General features: G+C 71.4%; 21 protein-coding genes, 1 tRNA gene and 1 riboswitch. Of the genes, 14 read left to right on the forward strand and 8 right to left on the reverse strand.

The features are described from left to right. Window positions 1–42 precede the first annotated feature (42 nt). Window positions 43–2220, forward strand: a complete 2178-nt coding sequence (locus ACSP50_RS02675; RefSeq protein ID WP_014687614.1) for a hypothetical protein — start codon at window positions 43–45, stop codon at window positions 2218–2220. On the opposite strand, the gene ACSP50_RS02680 is transcribed toward ACSP50_RS02675, so the two are convergent. Both ACSP50_RS02680 and ACSP50_RS02685 read right to left on the reverse strand, forming a co-directional pair. After that, window positions 2189–3715 carry a hypothetical protein gene (locus ACSP50_RS02680; RefSeq protein ID WP_014687615.1) on the reverse strand — a complete coding sequence of 509 codons (1527 nt, stop codon included), beginning with the start codon at window positions 3713–3715 and terminating at the stop codon, window positions 2189–2191. The two genes, ACSP50_RS02675 and ACSP50_RS02680, sit on opposite strands and share 32 nt — an antisense overlap. A gap of 271 nt (window positions 3716–3986) precedes the next feature. Further along, window positions 3987–4925, reverse strand: coding sequence for an N-acetylglucosamine kinase (locus ACSP50_RS02685; RefSeq protein WP_063713991.1), 939 nt, complete (start codon window positions 4923–4925; stop codon window positions 3987–3989). Between the two features lie 69 nt (window positions 4926–4994). Between ACSP50_RS02685 and ACSP50_RS02690 the strand changes: the two genes are divergently transcribed. The 9 genes from ACSP50_RS02690 to ACSP50_RS02730 all read left to right on the forward strand — a co-directional run bounded on the left by ACSP50_RS02690 (window position 4995) and on the right by ACSP50_RS02730 (window position 14447). Next, complete coding sequence (locus ACSP50_RS02690; RefSeq protein ID WP_231956847.1) at window positions 4995–5921, forward strand: MurR/RpiR family transcriptional regulator; 927 nt, start codon at window positions 4995–4997, stop codon at window positions 5919–5921. Further along, a complete protein-coding gene (locus ACSP50_RS02695; RefSeq protein ID WP_014687618.1) occupies window positions 5918–6670 on the forward strand; it encodes a sugar isomerase domain-containing protein in 753 nt (250 codons plus the stop codon). The genes ACSP50_RS02690 and ACSP50_RS02695 overlap by 4 nt, the downstream gene beginning before the upstream one ends. A 37-nt stretch (window positions 6671–6707) precedes the next feature. After that, window positions 6708–7895, forward strand: a complete 1188-nt coding sequence (locus ACSP50_RS02700) for a glycoside hydrolase family 16 protein (RefSeq protein WP_014687619.1) — start codon at window positions 6708–6710, stop codon at window positions 7893–7895. A gap of 174 nt (window positions 7896–8069) precedes the next feature. Then, complete coding sequence (locus ACSP50_RS02705) at window positions 8070–8429, forward strand: YbaB/EbfC family nucleoid-associated protein (RefSeq protein ID WP_043510741.1); 360 nt, start codon at window positions 8070–8072, stop codon at window positions 8427–8429. 2 nt (window positions 8430–8431) lie between these two features. Further along, window positions 8432–8731, forward strand: a complete 300-nt coding sequence (locus ACSP50_RS02710) for a type VII secretion target (protein WP_157432759.1) — start codon at window positions 8432–8434, stop codon at window positions 8729–8731. Then, complete coding sequence (locus tag ACSP50_RS02715; protein WP_014687622.1) at window positions 8728–9762, forward strand: hypothetical protein; 1035 nt, start codon at window positions 8728–8730, stop codon at window positions 9760–9762. The genes ACSP50_RS02710 and ACSP50_RS02715 overlap by 4 nt, the downstream gene beginning before the upstream one ends. A gap of 19 nt (window positions 9763–9781) precedes the next feature. Further along, window positions 9782–10363 (forward strand): DUF6346 domain-containing protein, encoded by a 582-nt coding sequence (locus tag ACSP50_RS02720; protein WP_014687623.1) that lies wholly within the window; start codon window positions 9782–9784, stop codon window positions 10361–10363. A 276-nt stretch (window positions 10364–10639) separates the two neighbouring features. After that, window positions 10640–10848: riboswitch (cobalamin riboswitch) on the forward strand. A gap of 135 nt (window positions 10849–10983) precedes the next feature. Further along, window positions 10984–13452 carry a ribonucleoside-diphosphate reductase subunit alpha gene (locus tag ACSP50_RS02725; protein ID WP_014687625.1) on the forward strand — a complete coding sequence of 823 codons (2469 nt, stop codon included), beginning with the start codon at window positions 10984–10986 and terminating at the stop codon, window positions 13450–13452. Beyond that, window positions 13452–14447: a ribonucleotide-diphosphate reductase subunit beta gene (locus ACSP50_RS02730; protein WP_014687626.1), complete on the forward strand. Its 996-nt coding sequence runs from the start codon at window positions 13452–13454 to the stop codon at window positions 14445–14447. Before ACSP50_RS02725 ends, ACSP50_RS02730 begins: the two co-directional genes overlap by 1 nt. A 52-nt stretch (window positions 14448–14499) precedes the next feature. Here ACSP50_RS02730 and ACSP50_RS02735 read toward each other — a convergent pair whose 3' ends face one another. Genes ACSP50_RS02735 through deoC form a run of 3 tightly spaced genes read right to left on the reverse strand, consistent with a single transcriptional unit; the run spans window position 14500 to window position 17243 of the window. Further along, complete coding sequence (locus ACSP50_RS02735) at window positions 14500–15270, reverse strand: hypothetical protein (RefSeq protein ID WP_014687627.1); 771 nt, start codon at window positions 15268–15270, stop codon at window positions 14500–14502. After that, window positions 15270–16487 carry a VWA domain-containing protein gene (locus ACSP50_RS02740; RefSeq protein ID WP_043510746.1) on the reverse strand — a complete coding sequence of 406 codons (1218 nt, stop codon included), beginning with the start codon at window positions 16485–16487 and terminating at the stop codon, window positions 15270–15272. Before ACSP50_RS02740 ends, ACSP50_RS02735 begins: the two co-directional genes overlap by 1 nt. A 60-nt stretch (window positions 16488–16547) precedes the next feature. Next, entirely contained in the window at window positions 16548–17243 is a 696-nt protein-coding gene (deoC, locus tag ACSP50_RS02745) for a deoxyribose-phosphate aldolase (protein ID WP_014687629.1), read from the reverse strand. Window positions 17244–17313: 70 nt separating this feature from the next. Here deoC and ACSP50_RS02750 point away from each other — a divergent pair, with 70 nt between their 5' ends. Beyond that, window positions 17314–18033 (forward strand): GntR family transcriptional regulator, encoded by a 720-nt coding sequence (locus ACSP50_RS02750; RefSeq protein ID WP_014687630.1) that lies wholly within the window; start codon window positions 17314–17316, stop codon window positions 18031–18033. A gap of 211 nt (window positions 18034–18244) precedes the next feature. On the opposite strand, the gene ACSP50_RS02755 is transcribed toward ACSP50_RS02750, so the two are convergent. Together ACSP50_RS02755 and ACSP50_RS02760 are read right to left on the reverse strand one after the other, a co-directional pair. After that, window positions 18245–19432, reverse strand: a complete 1188-nt coding sequence (locus ACSP50_RS02755; protein WP_014687631.1) for a hypothetical protein — start codon at window positions 19430–19432, stop codon at window positions 18245–18247. Window positions 19433–19441: 9 nt separating this feature from the next. Next, on the reverse strand, window positions 19442–19945 hold the full coding sequence (locus ACSP50_RS02760) for a SigE family RNA polymerase sigma factor (protein ID WP_014687632.1): 504 nt from the start codon (window positions 19943–19945) through the stop codon (window positions 19442–19444). Window positions 19946–20070: 125 nt separating this feature from the next. Between ACSP50_RS02760 and ACSP50_RS43680 the strand changes: the two genes are divergently transcribed. Beyond that, window positions 20071–21498 (forward strand): hypothetical protein, encoded by a 1428-nt coding sequence (locus ACSP50_RS43680; RefSeq protein ID WP_231956848.1) that lies wholly within the window; start codon window positions 20071–20073, stop codon window positions 21496–21498. A gap of 42 nt (window positions 21499–21540) precedes the next feature. After that, a tRNA-Asp gene (locus ACSP50_RS02770) sits at window positions 21541–21614 on the forward strand. Between the two features lie 8 nt (window positions 21615–21622). Here ACSP50_RS02770 and ACSP50_RS02775 read toward each other — a convergent pair. Next, window positions 21623–22276, reverse strand: a complete 654-nt coding sequence (locus ACSP50_RS02775) for a hemolysin III family protein (RefSeq protein ID WP_014687634.1) — start codon at window positions 22274–22276, stop codon at window positions 21623–21625. Between the two features lie 188 nt (window positions 22277–22464). Between ACSP50_RS02775 and ACSP50_RS02780 the strand changes: the two genes are divergently transcribed. Beyond that, window positions 22465–23154, forward strand: a complete 690-nt coding sequence (locus ACSP50_RS02780; RefSeq protein WP_157432760.1) for a histone — start codon at window positions 22465–22467, stop codon at window positions 23152–23154. Window positions 23155–23218 lie beyond the last annotated feature (64 nt).

A 23218-nucleotide genomic window follows, 5' to 3' on the forward strand; every position in this document is an offset into this window, starting at 1 on the left:
GTTAGCTTCCGAAGGCCGCGCGCGCGAGGGGGAGTGACCGGAATGTCCACGATCGAGGTGCTCACCTCCGAAGCCGTGCGGGTGATCGCCCCCGGCGTGGCCAACGCCGCCGAAGCCGGGATCCGGCGCCTGATCGACCGGTTCCTGAAACGGGGCAGCCGTTTCCCGGACGATCCGGCCGAGCGCCGCGCCTACCTGCGGCGCCTGATCGAGGAGGACGCCGAGTTCCGGGAGCTCCTCGACGACCTGGTGACGACCGCCGGCCGAAACGCGGTCCACGTCGACGAGCAGCCGCACTACGTCGACCATGCCGACCTGCGGCGACGGCTCGCCCAGCCGGGCGTCTGGCTGATCAACGGCGCGCGCGAGTCGGGCAAGACCGCGCTGACCCGGCAGGTCGCCGTCGACATGCGGGACCGGCTCACCGGCTACGCCGAGATCGACCTCGACGAGTACCGGACCGGCGGGGTCCTGCGGATCACCGAGGTGCAGCAGCGCATCCTGCGCCGGCTCGACGTCGACGAGGTGGCCGTGACCGCGGCCGACGTCGACCTGCAGTACCGGCGCTTCCTGCGCCGCGGTCGCTGCCTGGTGGTGCTGGACAACCTCGTGGGCGCCGAGGAGGCCGAAGCCTTGGCGCACATCGGGCCGGCCGGCACCGTGCTGATCACCACCCGGCAGCTCACCCCGGACCTGCGCGCCTGGTATCCCGGCCGCCCCGAACCCGTCGAGGGGGTCGACCCGGCGAGCGCCAGACAGATCCTGGCCGACCGCTGCGGTCGCGGGCCGCTCGCCGCCGAACCGGACGCGGTCGACGAGCTGATCCGGCTCTGCGACGCCTACCCGGCCCTGCTCCGTCAGTTCGGTGGTCGGCTGGCGATCCGCGGCAACGTGCCGGACGCGGTGGCCGAGGAGGTGCGGTGGTTCCGCACCGACCCGGGCGTCGAGGTGCTGTTCGCGAACTCGGTGCGCCGCAGCGCCGGACTGCTCGGCGCGGACAGCGCGGCCGGGCTGGCGCTGCTGGCCGGCCACCCCGGCACCGACCTCAGCGACGCCGGCGCCAGCGCGTGGCTCGGCTACCCGAGCCGCGACCTGATCGCGGACCTGCTCGACACCTCGCTGATCACCCGGGACCGGTCCGGCCGGCTGAGCTTCCCGTGGTCGGTGCGGCGCTACGCGGCCACGGCGCTGCGGCCGGGCGAGGAGACCTCGAACGCCGCCTTCCACCGGTATCTCACCTGGTTCCGGGACCTGGCCGGTGCCGCCGACCTGGCGATGGACCCGGCCGGTGTCACCGACCGGGCGCGCGACGGCCGGCTGCGGCGTTACCCGGCCCCGCCGGCGATCACCTGGCCGTTTCCCGCGGTGCGCCCGGTGGACTGGCTGGCCGCCGAGGCGCACAACGTCGAGGACCTGCTCCGCGAGGCGCACTTCCGCGGGCACCACGCCGAGGTGGTGCAGATCGCCGGAGCGCTGGAAGCCCTGCTCACCATGCGCGGCCGGCACTGGACCTGCCTGCGGGCCAACGAATCGGCCCTGGCCAGCGCGGCGGCGCTGGGCCGGACCGCGGCGGTGATCCGGCTGCACATCGTCCAGGCCCGGATCCTGACTCTGCTCGGCCTGCTGGAACAGGCCGGACACGAGGCGGACCGGGCCGACGCGGGCATCGCGGGCCTGGCCGACCCGCAACTGACGGCGTCCCTGCGGGAAACGCAGGCGCGCCGGGAACAGGAGATCGCCCGGCGGGGCGACCCCGCCGCGCTGGACCGGGCCGCGGCGCTGCTGCGGCAGTCGGTGGACATCGATCAGGCCATCGGCGACCGCCGGGCGCTCGGCCTGCACCTGCGGATGCTGGCGAACGTGCTGATCGAGGCCGGCTCCGGCCGGGACGCACTGGACCTGCTGGCCGATGTGCACCTGCCGGCCGGAGACCCGCGCAACGCCGCCCGCGTGCACACGGTCCGGGCCAAGGCGTGGCTGTCCCTCGGGGACGCCGTCGAGGGCCGGCGCGACTGGGCCCGCGCGGTCGAGCTGACCGGACTCAGCGGCGCCGGCCAGTATCAGGGAGAGCTGCTCGAACTCCAGGCCCGGCTGGCGGAGCTGGAGGGCGACCGGCAGACCGCACGGGACTGCCTGAGCCGGCTCGCGATTCACTACGCCCGGGACAAGCATCCCCGCGAGCAGGAGTTCAGTCGTCGTCTGGCAGCCCTCGGCGACTGACCGCGACAACGGTGACCAGGCGGCGGCCCACCCGCAGCCGCGTCGTGCCCACCGGCGACTCGCCGCGCCGCATCCGCCAGTACGCCCAGGAGGCCAGCACCCACGGGTCGACCACCGGATCATCGGCACGGATGTGCACCGCGTCGCCGTCGCGGAACCGGGCCCGGCAGCCCCGATCGTCGACGGAGACGACCAGCCGCGCGTGCGGCCACAGCCGGAACAAGTCGTCGTCGCCGGCGGCGTCGACCCCCAGGACCGCAGCGCCGGCCACCTGGGTCAGCGTCGCCCGTTCCACCCGGGCCACGACGTGCCGGTACGGCAGATCCTCGTGCCGGTCCCCGACGAGCGGAAAACGGGACACCGCGATCGCATCGGGCTCCTCGTGAACGCCGGCCACCCACGCGGCGACCGGCGCCGGCACCGGCAGCGGCACCGGCAGCGGCGGAAACCCGGGCGGCGCGGACGGCCGCGGGAGATCCAGCGCGCGATAGACCCAGCGGGACAACCGGGCCGCGGTGTCGCGCGGCTCGACGACGGCATCGGCCACCGCCCGCCGGTAACGGTCCGGATCGTGCCCGTCCAGCACGGCGTCGATCTGCGGGCGCAGCGCGGCGTGCGGATTCAGACGGTGGCACTGTTCGCCGAGGCGCGCGGCGACCGAGCCGGGCACGGTGCTGCCACTCGGCCGAGGTCCGAGCAGCAGCGGAACGCCGAGCAGCGCGCTGTACCCGCCGAGCGAACCGTGATCGGCGACCACCAGATCCGCCGCCAGCAGAGCGGCCTGCCAGCCGGAATCCGGGTCGAGCACCAGCACCCCGGCGTCGGCGGCGTACGCGAGCCAGGCGCGCACCTGCCACCGGCCGTGCTCCGCCCAGACACCCGGGTGCAGGACCGTGACCAGCCGGTACTCGTCGATCGGGAGGTCCGCGACCAGCCGTTCCGGCAGATCCGGGACGGTGCCGAGCAGAGAGTCGGGCCCCCAGGTGGAGGCGAGCACGACCAGACGGCGGCCGGTGGTGTCGAGCGCGGTGCGGTAGACGCCGCGCCGCTGCCGGCTGGCCAGCATCCGGGCCCAGGCCGGATCGCCGAGCACGGCGGTCCGGCCGGAAGCGGTGCGGCTCTGGGCGGGATGGGTCAGCGCGGTGGTCACACCGTCCGGAAGGCCGGGGCGCAGACCGGCCACGACGTCACTGTCCGGATAGAACTTCTGGAACGCCAGGCCGTGCGGGAACAACAGGACCGGGCCGGTCAGGTCGGCCAGGCCGTCGTTCTCGCTGGCCGACAGGATCAGGTCGAACCGGGTCTTGCGGGCCTGCCGCCAGTCGATGGTGCGGGGGGCCAGGTCGTCGAGCAGGGCGGTGACGCCGGCCTCGAAGATCGCCGGATGTTCGTCGTCGACGGTGAAGACGATCTGGATGCGGCGGTCGGCGGCGATCAGCGAGAGTACGTCCAGCAGGCGGGTGAGCGCCGTGACCGTCCGGGCGACGACCAGCACCGTCCGGGAATGGCCGACGGTCGTCCACGGGGTCCGGGGTCCGGGGTCCGGGGTCCGGGGTCCGGGGTCCGGGGTCCGGGGTCCGGGGTCCGGGGTCCGGGGTCCGGGGTCCGGGGTCCGGGGTCCGGGGTCCGGGGTCCGGGGTCCGGGGTCCGGGGTCCGGGCGAACGAGGGATCATGCGCCGAAGTTACGGGGTTGCTCTATGCCGGGCACAGCACGCCCGGCCGTCCGCCGGTCGGGTTCGGTCTCCGAGGCCGGTGGACCGGCTCTTTACGATGGGTGCGGGCCGGCCGGGAATCGTTGCGGAATTCCCGGCCGGTTCCCGTTCTCCGCGAGGTGGACGGCCAGCCGGGCGGCGGCTTCGGCCGGGTCACCGGCCAGCGTGACCGTCGCGCCGCGGGCGCGCAGCGTGGCCAGGAGGATCTCGCGGACCGGGGTGTCGGCGGTGAGCAGGCTGCCGGCCAGCACGACCGGGCCGGGCGAGCCGAGACTGTCCAGGGTGCGGGTCAGCCGCCGGGCCGCGTCGGCGACCAGCGCGGTGGCGGTCGGATCCGCGGCCCGGGCGGCGTCGCAGACGATCGGGGCCAGCGCGGCGATCGCGTCCAGCGGCAGCGCCTGAGCCCAGCGGACCAGCTCGTCGCAGGAGCCGACGCCGGCGTGCGCGGCGACCCGGGCGGCGAACCCGGTGCCGAAATCGCGGGCGGCCGCCCGCACCGCGCGTAACCCGAGCCAGCGGCCCGACCCCTCGTCGCCGAGCAGCCAGCCGAGACCGTCGGCGATCCGGGTGACGGTGAAGTCGTCGATCCGCGCGGCGATCGCGCCGGTGCCGGCGATCAGTACCGCACCGGACGCCGCCGCGGTGCCGGCCGCGAACGCGGTCAGCACGTCACCGACCACGATCATCGGGCAGGTCAGGCCGATCCCCGCCCACATGTCCCGGAAGAGGTCGTGGACCGCCGGGTCGTGCAGGGCACTCGCCCCGGACAGGCCCAGCACGCCGTGTCGTACGCCCGCGGGGGAACGGTGACCCAGCGCCTGCCGGATAGCGGCGGCGATCGCCCCGATCGCCGCCCGGCCCGCCGCGATCGGATTGCCGGGACCGGCCTGACCTCGGCCGATGACGCCGGCCGGACCGGCCAGCACGGCACGCGTCCCGGTGCCACCCGCGTCGACTCCCAGCACCAGCTCCATGCCCAAGGATCGAAGCATGAATATTTCTTGTTGACTAGACGTCGCAGCGGTCGTAATTTTCATCGACAACAACAATCTATGAAAAGGATGACCACCGTGACCGGTGAGAGCGGCGGCCTGCTCGGGCGACTGCGGATCGAGGGCCCGGGCATGCCGGAAGCCCTGGCCCGGATCGCCGAGACGATCCTGGCCGACCCGGAGACCTCGGCGCACGCCAGCATCGTGGACCTCGCCGAGCGGTCCGGCACCTCGACCGCGACGGTCACCCGGTTCAGCCGCACGCTGGGCTTCAAAGGGTACGCCAGCCTGCGGGTCGCGATCGCCACCGAAACCGGGCGGGCCGAACAGGCCCGCTGGGAGACCGACATCAGCGGCGACATCGCCCCCGACGACCCGCTCACCGACGTGCTCGGCGTGGTCACCGCGGCCGACACCCGGGCCATTCAGAGCACCGCGGCCGGCCTCGACGTCGCCGCGGTCGAACGGGTGGCGGCCGCGATCGCCGGCGCCCAGCGGGTGGAGATCTTCGGCCTGGGCAGCAGCGGCACCTCGGCCCGGGAGATGGCGTTCCGGCTGGAACGCATCCGGGTGCCGATCTGGCACCGGCCCGACTCGCACACCGCGCTGACCAATGCGGCGCTGCTGCTGCCCGGCGACGTGGCGATCGGGCTGTCGCACTCCGGTCGCACCCGCGAGGTGATCGAGACGCTCGCCGAGGCCGCCGACCACGGCGCGCTGACCGTGGCGGTGACCAGCTACGCCCGGTCGCCGCTGGCCGAGGTGGCCGACGTCGTCTTCACCACCTCGGTGCAGGAGACCACCTTCCGGCTGGCCGCGCTCTCCGCGCTGCACTCCCAGCTGCTCGTGCTCGACCTGATCTACGTCGCGGTCGCCCAGCGCACCTTCGAGCGGACCGCCGAGGCGCTGGAGCTGACCGTGCGCGCGGTCGACGCCCACCGACTGCCCGAGAAGATCCCGACCCGCCGCCGCGGGCGCGCGAAAGGACAACCGTGAGCGTCACCAGTGAAGAGTTCCTGCACCAGGTCCGGGCCGTGGTCGACCGGGTCGGCGCCGGTCAGGCCGAGGAGAAACGGCGCGCCGCCGAGCTGCTCGCCACGACGGTGCTCAACGGGGGCGTGATCCAGGCCTTCGGCTGCGGCCACTCCGAGGCCCTGGCCATGGAGATCGCCGGCCGGGCCGGCGGCCTGGTGCCGACCAACCGGATCGCCCTGCGCGACATCGTGCTGTACGGCGGTGACCCGCTCGAAGCCCTCGCCGACCCGATGGTCGAGCGGGGCACCGAGATCGCGCACCGCCTCTACGAACTGGCCCCGATCAAGCCGGACGACGCGTTCGTGATCGCCTCGAACTCCGGGATCAACGGCGCCGTCGTCGAGATGGGACTGCTGGTCAAGGAACACGGGCACGCGCTGATCGCGATCACCTCGGCGCAACACTCGGCAGGCGTGGCGTCCCGGCACCCGAGCGGCCGCAAACTCGGTGAGATCGCCGACGTGGTGCTGGACAACGGCGCACCCTACGGCGACGCGATCCTGCCCCTCCCCGGCGGCGGCGCGGTCGGCGCCGTCTCCTCGATCACCGCGGCGCTGCTCGCCCAGCAGATCGTCACCGAGGTGGTCGCCACCCTGATCGCGGCGGGGGTCACCCCGCCGGTCTACCTGTCGGACAACGTGCCCGGCGGGAAGGAACACAACGCGGAGATCGAGGCGCGCTACACCGGTCGCATCCGGCGCACCGCCTGATCCCGGCATCCCCGATCCCCCTGGGAGGAGTCTGTCCATGAAGATTGATAAACGTCGATTGTCCGGGATGGTGGCGGCGGTGCTCGCGGCATCCGGCATCGTCGCCCTGAGCTCCGGCTCGCCCGCCTCCGCCGCCGACTGCGGCTATCTCTTCGACGACTTTCACTACAACACCTCGTCGGACGCCGCGCTGACCGCGAACGGCTGGACCCCGCGCAGCTACTCCGGCGGCCCCGGCGTCGCCGGAGCCACCTGGTCACCGGCCAACATCACCTTCCCCACCGCGAACGGCGACAAGGTCGCCCAGCTCACCGCGTACACCGACGGCACCGCGGCCGGCACCGGGCACGCCGAGCTGTACTCGGCCCAGAAACGGTTCCTGGACGGCACGTACGCCAGCCGGATCAGATTCAGCGACACCCCGGCCGCCGGCACCGACGGCGACCACATCAACGAGACGTTCTTCACGATCAGCCCGCTCAACGGGGACCTCGACCCCACCTACAGCGAACTCGACATCTCCGAATACCTGCCGAACGGCGGCTGGGGCGAAACCGGGCCGATCAACTACCAGACGACCTGGTACACCTATCAAAACGATCCGTGGTACGCCGACAACCTGCACTCCTCGCAACGATCCAGCCTGGACGGTTGGCACGACCTGGTCGCCCAGGTCGCCAACGGACACGTCGTCTACTGGATCGACGGCGTCCAGGTCGGCGACCACGGCGGCAAGTACTACCCGCGCCAGACCATGACGATCAACTGGAACCTCTGGTTCATCGACCTGGCCGCCCACGCCGGTGGCAAGAGCACCTACAACGAGCAGATCGACTGGGTGCTGTTCGCCAAGAACCAGGTGCTCTCCCCGGCGCAGGCCACCGCGCAGGCCGCCGCCTACCGCACCGGCGGCACCGGCTTCCTCGACACGGTCGCCTCCAGTGGCACCTGCTCCACCCCGACCACCCCGCCATCCTCCCCGTCGACGCCGCCGTCCTCCCCGCCCACCTCGCAGCCGCCCGCAACCGGCTGCTCGGATGCGCCGGAGTGGGCGTTCAGCTCGGTCTACCTGGGCGGAGCGCTGGTCAAGCACGAGAAGAGCAAGAACGGCGACCCGAGCGGGCCGCCGTCCGGACAGGGCGAACACCTGTGGCGGGCCCGCTACTGGACCCAGGGTTCCGAACCCGGCTGGACCCAGCAGTGGGAAGACCTCGGCCGCTGCTGATCCCGCTCCCGGCTAGCTGAGCGGCGGGGCGCCCCACCGGGCGTCCCGCCGTTCTCGTATGTGCCAAATCGAAGTGCCTGACTTCCTGGCTGAACCGATCGCGATCCGCAGGCGTGCGCTTGAGTGTGACGGCGACGGGGAGGTGTGATCGTGCGGTTCGATGTGGATGACCCCATGCGCTCCTTTCAGGCGCGGGTCGAGGAGAGTGCGCAGCGCACGCTTCGGTTCAGCGCGGCCCTGGAGGCGATCGAGGCGACCGGGCGCGCGCCGGGTGGCGAGGTGAGCGTGCGGGTCAATTCAGCCGGCGGGCTGGCCGACCTGCGATTCCACCCGGAGGCCGACCGGCTCTCGCTGGACGAGTTGGCGCGCTTGGTGGTGGAGACGACGCACCGTGCGCAGGGGCGGCTCGCAGAACACGTCGGTGAGCTGGTGGCCTCGGTCTACGGCTCGGACTCCGGAACCGCGGCGCTGATCAACGAGGCATACGCGAAGCGGTACCCGAAGCCCGCTGTCGACGAGGAGAACCGTCGATGAGCGTGGAGATTTCCCCGGACGAGGTCCGCCGGCATGCTCGCGATGTCGACGAGGTCGCCCGCATGCTCGACGAAGCCCGGTCGGCCGGTGCCGGCGCTCGAATGTCCAGCGACGCGTACGGGTATCTGATCGGCCCCCTCTTCACCAACCTGTATCTCCATCCCCAGGGCGATGAGCTCATCGACGTGATGCGCCACGCTTCCGAGGGGATGAGGGGGCTCGCCGACCAATTGCGGACCATGGCCACCGCTTTCGAGGAGACCGATGGGATTTCCGCGGCCGGCCTCAGGCGGATCCGGTGAGCGACTCCTTCGCCGTCTCGCGGGCTCCGCTGACGGCGCCGGCCGCGGACACCAAATGGTACGAGGGCGCGGGCATCCTCGAAGCCGTGGCGGGTGCGGCCGACGGCTTTTCTCAGGGTGACTTCCTCACCGGGTTCGGCAATTCGGTCGTCGCCGGGATGAGCGCCCTCGGCGCCGTGCTCGATCCTTTCCAGGCGGTGTTCGCGGCCGGCGTCGGCTGGCTGATGGAGCACCTGAATTGCTTACGGGAGCCGCTCGACTGGCTGGCCGGTGATCCCAAGGAGATCGAAGGACATGCGGCCACCTGGAGGAATGTCCGCGATCAGGTCAACGCTGCGGTGAACTTCTTCGCCGCCCAGGTCACGGCCGCCACGGCCCCGTGGGAAGCGCAAGCCGTTCACGAGTACCGGGCGAAGGCGGCCGGGATAGCCGACGGGGTTCGTGCCCTGGGCGTGGTGTCCGGCGCTGTGGCCGACGCGACGCTGGCTGCCGGCGCGATGGTCGGGGTGGTGCGCAACACCGTCCGCGATCTGATCGCCGAGGTTGTCGGTGCGGCGATCTCGAAGGCGTTGCAGGCGCTTCTGGTGGTGACCATCCCTGAGGTGTTGACCAGCGTGGCGATGATGGTTGCCGAATGTTCCGCAAAGATCGTTCGAGTGCTGCGGAGGCTTTCCGCTGACATGGTCCGGCTGGGGATGAAGTTCCCGCAGCTGGAAAGGCTCTGTGCTTTCCTCAGAGGTTTTTTGGACAAGGTCGCCTCGGACATCAGCATGCCGGCGGTGCTCCTCAACTCGGCCAAGGTCAATGCGGATACCTACCCGGCGGACAGCAGCGGGTCATGGGGTGGGTGGAAAGAGGCGTACCGAACCTTCGGCGACGCTGACGATGCCGTCTATGGCACGAAGATCGAGATCGCCTCGGATGCCATACGGGAAGCGCTCAAAGGAAACAGTATCCAGAACGGCGGAGCTACCGGCGACGCCATGATCGGCGACGCCGAGACCTCCCCCGATGTGGACATGCCCCGGTAAATATCGCTAGGAGCGTGTGATGAGCCATGAGAAGCGTGCGGCGGATCGAAAACGTCGCATGGCCGAGCTGATGGCCGAGGCAGAGGAGCAGCGTGCTGAGGCGCGGGCCTCGATGGAGGCGGCGGCGACGGTCGAGGGCGGCCCGGGCAGCTGGCTGATCGAGGTGGCGTTCGTGGTGATTCTGATGGTCATCTCGGCAGCTCTGTTCGGCACGGCGGTCACCATCAGCCGCTTCACGGGCGCGGACATCGCTGATGCGCGCCGTACCGGTGAGGCCACCGTCGAGCAGTGTGAGCGCGATGGGCCGATCGGTCTCAGCGGATTCGGCTATGTCAAAGCGTGTGCCGTGTCCATTCGGTGGAACGGCGGCGGTGGCGAGCGGGTGATGATCGGCAAGCCTGGCTTCTTCACCGACGAGAAGCCCGGGGACACCTTCACGATCGGGGAGAACACGGGCAGCCGGGGCAGCGTCGGTTACTCGCGTGCCGAGGTGCCGCCAAGGCGGTGGGTGACCGCTCTCGTCACCCTCATCTCCATCATCGGTGTCGCGCCGCTGCTGTTCGCCATCGGCTTCGTGCGATACCGCCTGCGGAGGCGGTGATCGGGTGCTGAAGCCGGGTGCGGCGGGGCGGATCGGCGCCATGCAGCCGGTGACCGAGGCGGTGGCGCCGGCCGGCGCCGGGGTTTCGCGGTTGACCCGGGCGCGCGTGGCGATGATCGACGATCTGGCGCGGGCGCGCTGGCAGGGGCGGTGTGCCGTACTGCACGAGGATGCCGGTAATCCGTCCGGGATCTACTTTTGGGGGCTTTCGGGGGAGTGGGCGCAAGGGTGTGCGACACACCATGTGGCGTTGCACCGTGCATGTCGATCCCATATATAGTGTCGGACGCAGCTGGTTCGGTGGCCTGTGAGATGGGTTGCCGAGGCAAGAGGGAATCCGGTGCGAGACCGGGACTGCCCCGCAGCGGTGAGTGGGAACGACCGCCGTCACATCAGCACTGGGCGTGAGCCTGGGAAGCGACGGCCAGTAGGAAAGCGATACACGCCCGCGAGTCCGAAGACCTGCCAGCGCGCCGCATACGACCGTGTGCGGCGGTCGGAGGCCGCGCGGGACGGCCGACGCCGAGGGGGTCCGCCGAACGCGTGCGCGCGTCGGCGGGATGTCGGTGTCTTCCCGCGCGGGTTTCGGCCTGTTGACTCGCTAGGGGGAAGAGGGCGCCATGACGCTCACACCGGAGAAGACCGGCGTGCCGGAGCAGCGGCGGCACGTGATGCGGGTGCGGAAGCGGAACGGTGAGTTCGAGCCCGTCGACGTCAACAAGATCGTGACCGCGGTGGAGCGGTGGATCACCGGGCTGGACGAGGTGGATCCGCTGCGGGTCGCCACCAAGACGATCAGCGGGCTGTACGACGGCGCCACCACCGAGGAGCTGGACAAGCTCTCGATCCAGACCGCCGCGGAGCTGATCGGCGAGGAGCCGCAGTATTCGCGGCTGGCCGCGCGCCTGCTGATCGACCTGGTGGAGCAGGAGGTCCGGGAGCAGGGTGCGACCACGTTCAGCGAGTCGATCGAGCTGGGCTTCGCGCAGGGGCTGATCGGTGACGACGCGCACGCGTTCGTGGTGGCGCACCGGGCGGAGCTGGACGCGGCCGTGGACGTCGCCAACGACCTGCGGTTCGAGTATTTCGGGCTGCGCACGGTCGCCGACCGCTACCTGCTGCGGCACCCGATCAAGCGGGTGCCGGTCGAGACCCCGCAGTACTTCCTGATGCGGGTGGCCTGTGGACTGTCGCAGACCGCGCAGGAGGCGATCGGGTTCTACCGGCTGATGGCGTCGCTGGCCTATCTGCCCAGCTCACCGACGCTGTTCAACTCCGGCACCCGGCACACCCAGATGTCGTCGTGCTTCCTGGTCGACTCGCCGAAGGATGAGCTCGACTCGATCTACGAGCGGTATCACCAGGTCGCGAAGCTGTCGAAGTTCTCCGGCGGGATCGGCATCGCCTGGTCGCGGGTGCGCGGCCGGGGCGCGTTGATCCGGGGCACGAACGGCAAGTCGAACGGCATCGTCCCGTTCCTGAAGACGCTGGACGCCGGGGTGGCCGCGGTCAACCAGGGCGGGCGGCGCAAGGGCGCGGCGTGCGTGTACCTGGAGCCGTGGCACCCGGACGTGGAGGAGTTCCTGGAGCTGCGGGACAACACCGGCGAGGAGTCGCGGCGCACCCACAACCTGAACCTGGCGAACTGGATCCCGGACGAGTTCATGCGCCGGGTCGAAGCCGACGAGGACTGGTCGCTGATCGACCCCTCGGACGCCCCCGAACTGCCCGACCTGTTCGGTGACGCGTTCACCGAGGCGTACCGGATCGCCGAGAAGAAGGCGGTCAAGAAGATCAAGGCCCGGGAGCTGTACGGGCGGATGATGCGCACGCTCGCGCAGACCGGCAACGGCTGGATGACCTTCAAGGACCGGTCGAACGCGCTGTCGAACCAGACCGGCGCACCCGGCAACACCATCCACCTGTCGAACCTGTGCACCGAGATCCTCGAAGTCAACTCGGACGACGAGACCGCGGTCTGCAACCTCGGCTCGATCAACCTGGGCGCGCACACCACCGCCGACGGGGTCGACTGGGAGCGGCTGCGGGCCACGGTGCGCACCGCGGTCGTGTTCCTGGACCGGGTGATCGACATCAACTACTACCCGTCGCAGCAGGCGGCGGTGTCGAACCCGCGCTGGCGTCCGGTCGGACTGGGGCTGATGGGTCTGCAGGACGCGTTCTTCACGCTGCGCCTGCCGTTCGACTCGCCGGCCGCGAAGGAGCTGTCGACCCGGGTGCAGGAGGAGATCTTCCTGACCTCCCTGGAGGCGTCGGCGGGGCTCGCCGAGCAGTTCGGGGCACATCCGGCGTACGCCGAGACCCGGGCCGCGCAGGGCGATCTGCACCCGGAGCTGTGGGGTGCGCCGATGACCCAGGGCGCCCGCTGGGCCGCCGTCAAGGAGCGGATCGCGGCGCACGGGCTGCGCAACTCGCTGCTGGTCGCGATCGCCCCGACGGCCACCATCGCGTCCATCGCCGGCTGCTACGAGTGCATCGAGCCGCAGGTCAGCAACCTGTTCAAGCGCGAGACGATGTCCGGCGAGTTCCTGCAGATCAACAACTATCTGGTACGCGAGTTGAAGTCCCGCGGCCTGTGGACCCCCGAGATCCGGGAGGCGATCAAGCGCGCCGAGGGTTCGGTGCAGGACATCGCGGCGCTGCCGGCGGACGTGAAGGAGATCTTCCGGACCGCGTGGGAGCTGCCGCAGCGGGCCCTGATCGACCTGGCCGCCGCCCGCGCCCCGTTCATCGACCAGTCCCAGTCGCTGAACCTGTTCCTGGCCGCCCCGACCATCGGCAAGCTCTCGTCGATGTACCTGTACGCCTGGAAGTCCGGCCTGAAGACGTCGTACTACCTGCGCTCGCGCCCGGCGACGCGGATCCAGCAGGCCACCACGGCGGTCGCGGCCACCACGGTCGTCCCCGCCGCGACGATCCCGGTCGTCCCGGCCGCGACCACCACCCTGGTCGCCAACCCGTCCGGCCCGGGTCAGGTCGCCACCCTCAGCCTGAACCTGCTCGGCGACACCGACGGTGCCCTCGCCGCGTCCCTGGAAAACCCCGACATCTGCGAGGCCTGCCAGTAATGCTGCTCGACCCCGGAATGGACCTGACCCTGCGGCCGATGAAGTATCCGCACTTCTTCGACCGGTTCAAGGACGCCATCAAGAACACCTGGACGGTCGAGGAGGTCGACCTGCACTCCGACCTCGCCGACCTGGCGGTCCTGTCGGACGCGGAGAAGCACCTGGTGTCCCGGCTCGTCGCGTTCTTCGCCACCGGCGACACGATCGTGGCGAACAACCTGGTGCTCAACCTGTATCAGCACGTGAACAGCCCGGAGGGCCGGCTCTACCTGTCCCGGCAGCTGTTCGAGGAGGCCGTGCACGTCCAGTTCTACCTGAACCTGCTCGACACCTACGTGCCCGATGAGGCGGAGCGGTTCGAGGCGTTCGCCGCGATCGAGAACATCCCCTCGATCGCGCGCAAGGCCGAATTCTGCTTCAAGTGGATCGACTCGGTCTTCGACCTGCGCCGGCTGGAGACCAGGGAGCACCGGCGGGCCTTCCTGCTCAACGTGATCTGCTTCGCCGCGTGCATCGAGGGCCTGTTCTTCTACGGCGCTTTCGCGTACGTGTACTTCCTGCGCTCCCGCGGCGTCCTGCAGGGCCTGGCGTCCGGCACCAACTGGGTGTTCCGCGACGAGAGCATGCACATGGCGTTCGCCTTCGACGTGGTCGACCAGGTCCGCCGCGAGGAGCCGGACCTGTTCGACGCGGAGATGCAGCAGCAGGTCCGCGACATGCTGGCCGAGGCCGTCGAGTGCGAGGTGCAGTTCGCCGCCGACCTGCTCGAGCAGGGCGTCAGCGGAATGTCACTGGCCGACATGCGGGAGTACCTGCAGCACGTCGCGGACCGGCGGCTGCAGGTGCTGGGCATCGCTCCGGTCTACGGCTCGAAGAACCCGTTCGCCTTCATGGAGCTGCAGGACGTGCAGGAGCTGTCGAACTTCTTCGAGCGCCGGGTCTCGGCCTACCAGGTCGGCGTCACCGGCAGCGTGACCTTCGACGACGACTTCTAGAAGTTCGTCACCGCCCCGGGACCGCAGTGCCGGTCCCGGGGCGGTCGAGGGGTCAGCGGAGCCGGCGGCGCCGGGTGAGGGAGAAGCCGAACAGGCCGGTCAGGGCGGCCAGGATGCCGCCGCCGGCGGTCCAGAACCAGCGTCCGGAGAAGTCCGGCAGCCAGTCCGCGCTGAACGTGCTGTCCGCGGCCGCCGAGGGGGTGGCCGACGGCGCCGGAGTGGTCAGCACCGTGCCGGGCCGGTTGTCCGGGACCAGAGGCTGGGCCAGGGTGCCCTGGTCGGTGTCCAGGTCGCCGCTGTCCGCGGTGAGCGTGAGGCTGACCTTGAGCGGCAGGCCCAGGTCGGTCTCCGGTGTCCTGGTGCTGGACAGCCGCACGTAGTAGGTGCCGGGCAGCGGGTCACCGTCCTGCGGCTCGGCCCACGAGCGCACCTGCCGGATCCGGCAGCCGACGGTCACCTGCGCGGCGTCCCGGGCCGCGACCGGGCTCTGCTCGCCGGCCACGCAGGCCTGCCGGCGGCGCAGGCCGTCGAACACCTCGATGATCCAGGATTCGTCGCCGGTGCGGCCGGTGGCCGGCAGGGTGACCGCCGCGGTGAGCTCCGGCCGCTGCCCGGCGTCCGCGCTGAACTGCCAGTACAGGTAGTCGCCGGTGACCGCGCCGACCTGCACCGGCTGACCGGCGCTGATCGGCACCGCGGTGAGGAACGAGGTGCCGGCGAGGTGTACGGCGGGCGCCGGGGACGGGTCATCGGCCAGGGCCGGCGCCGGGACGGCGAGGGCCGCGAGGGCGACGGCGGCGGCGGCGTACGTCGTGCTCCGCATCAGTTCTCCCTCCAGGTGGCCACCCAGTAGCGGGTCGCCCAGCCGGCCAGGATGCCGGCGATCAGTCCGGCGACCGCCAGGACCAGCAGGAACAGGAAGCCGCGGCCGAGTCCGGGGGCGTCCGGGGCGTGCGAGGCGCCGGTCAGGCCGATGGTCAGCTCGACCGGCATGCCCAGCGGGCTGGTGGTGGCCGTGGCGAACGAGTTGCTCACCGTCAGGCAGACTTCGCTGCCCTGCTCGGCGGCCCAGCGCAGCCCGGCCGACAGCACATCGGTGCGTCCGCTGCCGGCGTCCAGCCCGCGGACCAGCTCGCGGCCACCGGGCGTCGAGGCGGTGAGCAACACGCCGTAGTCGGGGTTGACCGCCCGGTCCAGCGCGATGCTGACCGAGGCGCGCAGTTCCTGACCGGGCGGTACCGCCACCCGGTAGAACCGGTGCTGGCTGATCTGCTCCCGGTCGGTGTAGACGCCCGGCGCCAACAGCGGCGCGCCGGCGCAGGCCGCGGTGCCGGTGACCACGGCCGGTTTCACCGGTGGCGGCACCACGGCCCGGTCGACCAGCTGCTGCACCCGGTCGGTGAGTTCCTGTTCGCTCTTGGCCGCGGCGTACGTGCCGCCGGTCGCCGTGGAGATGCAGACCAGCTGCTTGCGGGTCTTCTCGTCGGGCGTCAGGCCGAGCGTGTCGATCACCAGGTGGGTGCCCTGGGCGGCCAGTTCCCGGGCGACCTCGCACGGGTCGGGCGGCGTGCAGGTGTCCTCGCCGTCGGTGATCAGCACGATCCGGCGGACCGAACCGCTGTCGCCGAGGTCCGCGGCCGCTTTCCGCAGCGCCAGCCCGATCGGGGTGTACCCGGTCGGTTTCAGGGTGGCGATCGCGTTCTTCGCCTGCACCGCGCTGACCGGCCCGACTCCGACGATCTGCTGGGTGTCCTGGCAGGCCACCTTCCTGTTCTTGCCGGCGTAGGTGGCGCCGAGCACCCGGATGCCGAGCCGGGTGTCCGCCGGGAGCGCGTCGACGACCTTGCCGAAGGCGCGTTTGGCCACCGCGATCCGGGTTTCGCCGTCGATGTCGGCGGCCCGCATCGACCCGCTGACGTCGAGGACCAGCTCGACCCGGGGTGGATCGGTCTCGTCGGCGTGTGCCGGGGTGGCGCCGAGCAGGGTGGCGGCGCCGATCAACCCGGCCGCCACCATGGTGGACAGTCGTTTGTGGATCACGCGCCAAGATCATAAAGGTACGGCGGGCCGGCGCCTTTGTGAGGCCCGGCCCGCCGCTTCTCAGGCGCGCCGGGCGTAGGTTGTCGCCTGTCGCCGCGCCAGGTCTTCGAGGATCTCCTCGGTGGCGGAGGTGCCGAAGCGGGTGACGCCGACCGCCGCCATCGCCAGCAGCGTGTCCAGGCCGCGGATCCCGCCGGACGCCTTGACCTGCACCTTGGCCGACACGGCGGACCGCATCAGGGCGAGGTCGTCGATCGTCGCGCCGGTCGGGGCGAAGCCGGTGGAGGTCTTCACGAACGCCGCGCCGGCCCGCTCGGCGGCCCGGCACGCGGCGAGCTTCTCCTCGTCGGTGAGGTAGGCCGTCTCGAGGATCACCTTCACGTGCGCCTCGCCGGCCACCCGGACGATCTCCTTGATCTCGGTCTCCACCGCGGCGACGTCGCCGGACCGCAGCCAGCCGATGTTGATCACCATGTCGATCTCCGAGGCGCCGCGGGCCACCGCCTGCTCGGTCTCGGCGGCCTTCACCTCGGTGCTGGTGTCACCGTGCGGGAAGCCGATCACGGTGCCGACCCGCACGTCGGTGCCGCGCAGCAGCTCGACCGCGAGCGGCACGTCGGAGGGGCGCACGCACACCGACGCGACCTGGTACTTCGCGGCGACGGCACACCCCTGACGCACGTCCTCGAGGGTGAACTGCGGCTGGAGGATGGAGTGATCGATCATGCGGGCGATCTGCGACACCGAGAAATCCATAGGGCCGAACCGTACCTGTCTAGACAACCGCCTGTCTAGACAGGTTGTCGCTATCGGTAGGGTGTGCCTCATGTCCGCCGGACCCGACTTCGCGCCGCGCTACTTCCGCATCGAGCAGGAGCTCCGAGCGCGGATCGCGCAGGCCCGGCCGCACGACCCACTGCCCTCCGAGCCGGAGCTGGCCCGCGAGTTCGGCGTCAGCCGGATGACCGCGCGTGCCGCCGTCACCCAGCTGGTCAACGACGGCCTCGCCTACCGCGCGCCCGGTCGCGGCACCTTCGTCGCGGTCCCCACCGGCCCGCGCCGCGCCGACAACCTGATCCGCCTCAGCGAGGAGATCCGCAAGCGGGGCAAGGAGCCGTCGTCGCGCGTCGTCAGCGCGGAATTGCGCCCGGCGACCGTCATCGAGGCCACCAGATTGCGGCAGCGGGCCGGGGACGTGGTCGCCATCTATCGCGTCCGGCAGGCCGACGGGGATCCGTTCGCCTTCGAGCACGCCTGCTACCCCGGGGTGCTCGGCGCACTGCTGGACTTCGACCTCTCGCAATCGGTGCATGAGGCGCTGGTGGCGCTCGGCCGCATCCCGACCAGGGGAACGTCGACGATCACCGCCCAGCCGGCCAACGAGGAGGACGCGCGCGAACTCGGCGTTCCCGCGGGGACCGCGCTACTGGTGGAGGAGCGCCTGATCCTCGATCAGGAAGGCCGGCCGCTGGAATTGAGCGAGTCCCGCTACACCGGAACGAAATACCGTCTGGACGTCGCCTTCGGCGTAGAACCCCATCAATAAAGTTCACATTCAGATGCCGTGCGCCGCGGCCGATATCTGATCGCTGCTCTTGGGGGCGAGCGGACGCGGCGATGTGGCCGCAGTGCGTCCTGAACAATCGCCGCGCCCTTCTTCCCTCGGCGTCGCGCCCACGGCGTACCGCCAAGCCTTTCCCGGTGGCCGTCGAGCGCCATCCCCGTCCACGCCTGATCGCCCGACCATGCCGATCCGGTCAGGAGCAGGTCCACACCACCGGCTGGATCCGGCCGGCGGCGTCGTCGGCCTGCCCGGCCACCGTCCGGCCGTCGTAGCTGACCGCGTTCGCGATGACCGCCAGCCGGTCGTCGCCGGCCGGTGCCAGGCCACTCAGCGGCAGCGTGGTGCCGTCGGCCACCAGCACCGCGCCACCGCCGCCCGCCGCGATCCCGGTCTGCCAGCCCTGCGCGTTGATCGCGTCGGCCCTCTTGTCGAACGCCGTGACCGGGGTCGCGGCCCCGGTCCGCAGGTTCCACCGGACCACCCGGATCTCGCCCCTCTCCGCGGCCAGCCCGGCCGCCGCGCCACGGGTGTTGACCACCCCGGACACCCAGCCGCCGCTGATGTGGAAGGCGCGCCCCTCGACCGGTTCACCGTCCAGGTCCGGCAGGCTGAGCGGGTGATGCGTGCCGTCCGGCAGCCATACGTAAGGGATGCGGTCGTCGATCGTCCCGACGACCGTGCCGTCCTGGTCGATATCGGTCGCTTGGGCGTGGGTGGTGCCGGGTGGCACGGGCAGGCGGGTGGGCTGTGCGGTGGCCGACCGCCACAGCACCGGCCGGCTGCCGTCATCGCCGACGATCGCTCCCCTGTCGTTGATCGCCAGAGCCTGGCCGCCGGTCACGCCGGGGAGCCGGGTGACCTGGCCGTTGCCGAAGACGTACGGCAAGGAGGTGGTTTTTGACGAAAAGCCCCAGCCCACCGCGACGCCGGACGCGTTGACATCCGCGAGCTGCTTCTCGAAGGTGCCCGGAATCGGCACCGTGCTGGCGGCGCCGTCCTGCCAGATCACCGGCTGCCACTCGTTCTCCTTCGGATAGGAGCGCCCGACCAGGTATCTCCCGGTCCGGTCGGCGCCGGCGACGAGGGCTGCCGGCGCACCGTCCGGGATCGGGAGCTGCCGCACGGTGCACCTCGTGGGTGGCTTCACCCCGACCGGCGCCGCCGACCCGGGAGTGCTGTCGGCGGCGGTCGGCGTGGACGGCCGCCAGGTCAGCACGCCGCCGGTGAGCACCACGGCGGCCAGCGCCGCCACCCCGGCATAGGTGGTGCGCTGCCGGCTGCGTCGCCGGCGCGCCGTACTGATCGCCCGGCCGACGTCCACCGTGGACGTGGCGCGCGGCTCGGTGTCGATCGAACGCAACAGGTCAAAATCGGACGGCATGTCGGCTCCTCAGTTCGTCACGGCGAGCTCCGGCTCGCCGAGCAGGCGACGCAGGGTGATCAACCCCCGGGAGGTGTGGCTCTTCACCGTGCCGGTCGAGCAGCCGAGCGTCGCCGCCACGTCCTCCACCGGCAGGTCGTAGAAGAACCGCAGCACGAGCACCGCCTGCTGACGGCGGGGCAGCCGGGCCAGGGCCGCCCGGACCACCTGACGCTCCTCGAAACCGCCCGGCTCCAGCGGCGGCGGCTCCGGCGCATGCTGGAACAGCCGCACCCGGGCCCAGGCCAGCCTGCGCTCGTCGACATACGTGCGGACCAGCATGGTGCGCACGTACGCGTCCAGGTGCTCGGCCGCGGACGCCCGCCGCCACTTCAGATACAGCGTGGTGATCGTCTGCTGCACCAGGTCGTCAGCCCGGTGTTCGTCACCGACCAGCAGGAACGCCAGCCGCCGCAGCGCCGGGATCCGCGCCGTGACGTACTCGATGTATTCCTGCTCCGCGCCGTCCCGCATGTCACGCACCCTCCGTCGGGTCATCACCCCTTGGACGGGGACGGCCGTCCGTCCGGTTGTCATGATGCGCCCCCGATCCCACCCTTTCCGGCGACCGCGAGCGCCGGATGTGGCACGGTGGACGGGTGGCCGGCACGCGTCTGCGGCGACCCGCGGGTGTCCGGACACGGCTGCCCCGGCGCGACTTCTCCCGATCCTGGTCCGGGTCCCGGGACCGGTCGCCGCGCAGAGCCGTGTTCGCGCCGGAGGCTGCCGGAGTCGCCCACCCCCGTCGCGCCCGCCGCCGGCCGCGGCCCGCGGTGCGGGCGCCCGAGCCGTTCTCGATCGTCTCCCGGGACTTCCCGGCCGTCAGCGACCTTCCGGTGCTGCGGATTCCGCCCGCCCCCGCCACTCCGGCCGCTCCGGTCCGCCGGGTGCGGACCGGCACCGCTCCCGCTCCCGTGCCGCCGTTGTTCCCGGCCTGGCCGGCGGTCGCCCTGTACCTGGTGCTGCGGGCCGTGAGCCTCATCTTCACCTGGCATTTCGTGGCCGAGAAACACCGCGATCCGTGGGCGCTGCTCGGCGCATACGACGCGGCCTGGTACGCCGGGATCGCCCGGCACGGCTACGACACCGCGATCCCGGTGCACGCCGACGGCACCCTGGCCCCCACCAACCTGGCGTTCTTCCCGCTCTTCCCGGCCCTGGCCCGGCTGGCCGACCCACTGGTCCCGGGCGGCGCGGACCGGGCCGGGATCGCCGTCGCCTGGCTGGCCGGCCTGGTCGCCGCCGGCTGCCTCTACGCGGTCGGCGCCCGTCTGCACGACCGCGCCACCGGCATCCTGCTCGCCGGGCTGTGGGCGGTCCTCCCGCACGCCGTCGTCGAGTCGATGGGCTACACCGAAACCCTGTTCACCGCGCTGGCCGCGGCCGCCGTGCATGCCCTGACCCGCGGCCGGTGGCTGACCGCGGCGGCACTCTGCGCGCTGGCCGGCCTGACCCGCCCGACGGCCGCCGCACTGATCGCCGTGGTCGGGGCCGCCGCACTGGTCGCCATCGTGCGGCGACGCGACGGCTGGCGGCCGTGGGCGGCCGCGGCGCTGGCGCCGATCGGCCTGCTCGGCTACGCGGGGTGGGTCGGGTGGCGGCTGGGACGCGCCGACGGATACGTGCACGTTCAGAAGGACGCCTGGAGGATGTCGTACGACCTGGGCGGATACACCGTCAGGGCGGCGCGCGGTCTGCTGACCGGGGAGTCCACGCCGGCGTATTTCGTGGTCACGCTACTGCTGATCGCCGCGCTGACCCTGCTCGCCGTGCTGGCCACGGACCCGGTGGCGCCGTGGCAGCTCAAGATCTATTCAGCGGCGATCGTGGCGCTGGCGTTCTTCGGCCACGGCTACTACCACTCCAAGGCGCGGCTGCTGCTGCCGGCGTTCCCCCTGCTGCTGCCGGTGGCGGCGACGCTGGCCCGGGCGCGGCGGACCACCGTGGTCGCGGTCCTGGCCGCGATGACCTTGATTTCCGCGGCGTACGGCGTTTACCTCTGCACGGTCTGGACATGGTCGCCGTGAAGTTGGTGGCGACCGGGGGGCCTGGTAGGTTGCCTTCTGCAAGGTCCTGTGGAGCAGTTGGAGTGCTCGCCGCCCTGTCAAGGCGGAGGTCGCGGGTTCAAGTCCCGTCAGGACCGCCTCTCCCCTATGTCACCAGCATGAAGACGGCGGCGTAGTGGCAGGTGGCCCCGGCGCTGACCAGCGCATGGAAGACCTCGTGATAGCCGAACACCGACGGCGCCGGATCGGGCCTGCGGTAGTGGTAGGCGAGAGCCCCGGCGACGTACAACAGACCGCCGGCGACCGCGAGGGCCCCGGCAGCCGGCCCGGCGTGGATCCAGATCAGCGGCAGAGCCAGGCCCGCCACGGCTGCCAGCCCGATGTAGGTGCCGCCGACCGCACGCTCCGGAGCCTGCATTCGCGCCACGTGCAGGGTGGCCGTCACCGCCGCGAGCGCCCACATCACCACCAGGCAGATGCCGTGGTAGCGGGCCGGGACGGCAAGCTGGTACGGCGGGGTGGCGCTGCCGGCGATCAGCACGAAGATCATCAGATGATCGAGGCGCTGCAGTAGCCGGCGCAGCGCGGGCGGCCGGCTGACCCGGTGGTAGAGGGCGCTGGTACCGAACATCGCGCTGACCGTCCCCGCGTAGACCGCGGCCGCGACGACCGCGCCTTCGCCGCGGGCCCCGGCGATGAGCAACCCGCCGGCCGGCAAGGAGAGCAGGAACCAGATGAGATGTATCCAGCCGCGCCAGATCGGCCTGCGAAGTTTCCCGGGTGACGTCCGCTGGGTCATCCTCCCATCAAAACAAACCGGCGGCCGGGTCTACCGTCCGGCTTTGCGGAGATGACCGCGACCGGCCGAGAAAATTCGATTTCGTCGATCCAATGCATGCGGTCGGAAGAATTGTTGAACCGTTCGAGCGGCTGTCTCCGTATTGATCTACAACCGGTGAGACCAACGCTGAGGACGAGGAGAATTTCGTGCGTTCACGTGTGTACCGAGGTGCTGTCGGACGTCGTCGTAAGGCGATCGGAGCGGTCGTGGTGGCTGGCGTGCTGGGGGTGGGCACGGTGACCGGCGTGCAGTTCGCGAACGCGAGCACCACCCCCCGCGCGGCCACCGATCTGGCCGCCTTCGGCGGGCGCCAGGCAGCCGCGCCGGGCCAGAACCCGGCCGGTGCCAAAGACGCCGCGGCCAGGGCTGCGGCGGCCAAGGCGGCGGCCGCCAAGCGTCTCGCGGCCTTCTGTGCCGCGAACGGCCAGGCCGCCGGTGACAATGCCGCGGGTAACGCCGCCGCCGGTAAGGGTGCGGCGTTCGGTAAGGCCGCTGCCGGTAAGGGTGCGGCGTTCGGTAAAGCCGCTGCCGGTAAGGGTGCGGCGTTCGGTAAAGCGGCTGCCGGTAAGGGTGCCAAAGGTAAAGGCATCGCAGCGAAAATTGCCGCCGCCAAGGCTGACGCGGCCAAACGGATAGCGGCCAAGTGCGCCGCCATCAATGGCGCGGCGGCCAATGGGGCCGCGGCTGATGCCGGCGCGGGAAATGCCGGCAAGGCGAACAGCATCGCCGCCAAGATCGCCGCGGCCAAGGCTGCGGCGGCCAAGCGGGCGGCAGCCAGACTGGCGGCCGCCAAAGCCGCCGCAGCCAAGCGCGCGGCCGGCGCGGCGGGCAAGTAGCTTCCGGGCCCGCGACCAGCCTGCGCGCCGCCGGCACTGCCCACCGGACGCGGCGACGCCGCGT

The organism is Actinoplanes sp. SE50/110 (assembly GCF_900119315.1).
Lineage (GTDB): Bacteria > Actinomycetota > Actinomycetes > Mycobacteriales > Micromonosporaceae > Actinoplanes.